Below are 652 nucleotides of genomic sequence, written 5' to 3' on the forward strand. Positions count from 1 at the left end.
TCCTCCTTCGGGATCTCCGGCACCAACGCCCACATCATCCTTGAACAGCCCGGTGCCGGACAGGGCAGCGCGGACGATGACGGTGGTGACGAGGGCGATGGCAGCGCGGTCAGTGCCGACGCGAACAGCGCGCACACCCGCGCCGAGCGGGACACCGCGACCGTCCAGGCTGCCGGCCCGGTGCCCTACCTGGTGTCGGCGAAGACCCCCGAGGCACTGAAGGACCAGGTCACCCGGCTCACCGACCACCTCACCCGCCACCCGGGACTGGCGCCCGCCGACGTCGCCCACACCCTGGCCCGCCGCACCCCCTTCGACCACAGGGCGGCCCTCCTGGGCGACCTGACCCTGGCCGAGGGCGAGGCCGGAGACGGGGGGCTCGCCTTCCTCTTCACCGGGCAGGGGGCGCAGCGTGCCGGGATGGGGCGGGAGCTGTACGACGCCTTCCCCGTCTTCCAGCAGGCGCTCGACACCGTGGCCTACGCGGTCGACTCGGCCAACGCCGCCGACGGCCGTCCTGTCGGCCCCGCTCTGCGGTCGGTCATCTTCGGTGAGCCCGAGAGCGGGGACACCGGGCTGATCGACCGGACCCTCTATACCCAGCCCGCGCTGTTCGCTTTGGAGACCGCGCTCTACCGCCTCCTGGAGTCCT

1 protein-coding gene is annotated in these 652 nt (G+C 72.5%); it reads left to right on the forward strand.

Features of this window, described 5'->3' with window-relative positions; all coding sequences use genetic code 11:
• The coding region (locus tag D476_RS35365; protein WP_040729038.1) for a CurL C-terminal domain-containing protein at positions 1 to 652 on the forward strand (652 nt) is incomplete at both ends.

Source organism: Nocardiopsis chromatogenes YIM 90109, from assembly GCF_000341185.1.
Classification (GTDB): Bacteria; Actinomycetota; Actinomycetes; order Streptosporangiales; family Streptosporangiaceae; genus Nocardiopsis_A; species Nocardiopsis_A chromatogenes.